Genomic DNA, 2,511 nt, shown 5'->3' with positions numbered 1-2,511 from the left:
TGAATTAATTCCACATTAATTGCCACATTATCTCCTGGCATCACCATTTCAGTATCACCTGGTAAAGTAATATTCCCCGTTACGTCAGTTGTTCTTAAGTAAAATTGAGGGCGGTAGTTATTAAAGAACGGCGTATGGCGCCCGCCTTCTTCTTTACTCAACACATAGATTTCAGCCTTGAATGTTGTGTGAGGTGTAATAGAACCAGGTTTTGCTATTACTTGTCCGCGTTCAACTTCATCTCTTGTCACTCCGCGAAGTAAAAGACCAACATTGTCTCCTGCTTCACCTCGCTCAAGTGTTTTGCGGAACATTTCAATTCCTGTCACGACTGCTTTTTTTACTTCTTTTCTAATACCGACAATGTCAACTTCATCTCCCACATTGACGACACCTCTTTCAATTCGGCCTGAAACAACTGTTCCTCGTCCTGAGATAGAAAAGACATCTTCTACTGATAACAATAATGGTTTGTCTGTTTCACGAGATGGTGTTGGGACATAACTGTCAACAGTATCCATCAATTCCATAATTGCCGCCTCTGCTTTTTCATCACCTTCGATTGCTTTCAACGCAGAACCTTTAATAATTGGTGTTGTATCTCCTGGAAAACCATATTCAGATAATAATTCTCTAACTTCCATTTCAACTAAATCAATTAACTCATCATCATCAACTAAATCAGTTTTATTTAAAAAGACAATAAGGTATTTTACTCCAACCTGTCTTGATAACAAAATGTGTTCTCTTGTTTGAGGCATTGGGCCATCTGTTGCTGATACAACTAAAATTGCACCATCCATTTGTGCAGCACCAGTAATCATATTTTTTACATAATCCGCATGTCCCGGTGCATCAATATGAGCGTAGTGTCTTTTTTCAGTTTCATACTCAACATGAGAGGCATTAATTGTGATACCACGCTCTCTTTCTTCAGGGGCGCCATCAATGCTTGCATAATCTTGAGGATTTGCAAGGCCTTTTTTTGCTAACACACTAGTAATAGCCGCTGTTAACGTTGTTTTCCCGTGATCGACGTGTCCAATTGTTCCGATATTTACATGTTCTTTTGTTCGTTCAAAATGTTGTTTTGCCATTGTGCAAACCTCCTATAATTTGTTGGCACTTCTTTTGAAGTGATAAAGGCTTTGAACGTTGATCAATTAATTGACCATCTTTGACCTTTATAATTGTATTATAGTCTTATTATTGAAACATGCAATTAATATGCTTACGATAAGTAAGAGTACATATTATATAGACGATTCCTTATCTTTGTATGATAATTAATTTAAAGAAACTTGTAATGATTTGTAAAGTCATTCGTTTATATAGTGAAAGGAGGGCGTTTCATATGGAGCAATCGGAATTAGAGCTTTTGTATACAACTTATTCAAAAGAGCTATTTCTCTACGCTTTTTCTTTTACCAAAAATCAACATGATGCCGAAGAATTAGTAAGTGATGCCTTCTTTCAACTGGCCATTCAAGATAATCAACCAAAAAATATTAAATTTTGGTTATTTCTAGTTGTTAAAAATCGGTTTATTGACCAGAAACGTAAAAAGAAACGATGGCAAATAACATCATTGGACTTTTTCCAACCCAAAGAACATAAAAAAACGGATGATTCCTTATTACTTTCTGAGAAAAATCAAGCTCTCTATAATGCCTTAGATTCTTTAAAATCGCCCAACAAAGAATTGATTCTATTCTTTTATTTTCTAGACTGGTCAACTATTGAAATTGGCGAATTCTTGTCACTAACTCCGAATCAAGTCAGAGTTGGTTTACATCGTAGCCGCAAACAATTAAAGGAGGTTCTAAAAAATGAAAACTAATTTAAAAGAACTTTTGGAAAAATACAAAACGAACACAGCTACCAAAGAAGAAAAGCAACAAATCGAAGAAAAAATAGAAGAATTTAATTTACTTCAGGAGTATTTACTAAAGGATGATGATTCTTTTCACTTTTCACCTGAAGATTCCTCTGTTATTGACACTAAAAAATTAAGAAAACAGGTCAATCGAAAAATTTATCGTCTGGTGTTACTCACCTTTTCAGTCATTATTGGTATTATTTTAGCTTTTCATTTTTTACTTAGCCCAATGCTTAATCAACTTTACTTTAACCCAACAAAAAAAGAGGCTGACGCTCCAATAGCTACTTACGATTTAGTTAGTGGAGTCTATACCGAATTAACTAATCCGATGTATCGATTGAATCAAGTAGCTGTTAAACAAACAGGTATTGGGAGTTATGATATTACTAAAACTTTTAACATGACGATGAATACTGTCACACCTGACTTTCCATCACTAACTTATTCTATCAAACGAAATCAGGTCGAAGCTTTAGCTGAAAATATGATTAATTATAGTATTCCATCAATTTGGAAATCAAATGACAAAGAAAATAAAACCATTACAACTCAAGCAAAAAATCAAACTCTAAGTAAACTAAATGAATTACCTAAAAGCAGTGAAATTGATGCAACTTTTTCTTTCAACA

Annotated in this window: 3 protein-coding genes; 2 read left to right on the top strand and 1 reads right to left on the bottom strand. The window is 34.3% G+C overall.

Annotated features, from left to right (window positions below):
- The coding region (tuf, locus tag RR554_RS10840) for an elongation factor Tu (RefSeq protein WP_332468011.1) at nucleotides 1-1,097 on the bottom strand (1,097 nt) is incomplete at its 3' end.
- Between the two features lie 257 nt (nucleotides 1,098-1,354).
- Between tuf and RR554_RS10835 the strand changes: the two genes are divergently transcribed.
- Both RR554_RS10835 and RR554_RS10830 read left to right on the top strand, forming a co-directional pair.
- The gene (locus RR554_RS10835) at nucleotides 1,355-1,840 is read left to right on the top strand and encodes an RNA polymerase sigma factor (RefSeq protein ID WP_332464273.1); all 486 of its coding nucleotides are present in this window, start codon (nucleotides 1,355-1,357) and stop codon (nucleotides 1,838-1,840) included.
- A partial coding sequence (locus RR554_RS10830; protein ID WP_332468010.1) for a hypothetical protein occupies nucleotides 1,830-2,511 on the top strand: 682 nt, incomplete at its 3' end. The genes RR554_RS10835 and RR554_RS10830, both read left to right, overlap by 11 nt.

The organism is Vagococcus sp. (assembly GCF_036639995.1).
GTDB lineage: Bacteria > Bacillota > Bacilli > Lactobacillales > Vagococcaceae > Vagococcus.
This window is presented reverse-complemented; position numbering and strand designations above follow the sequence as displayed.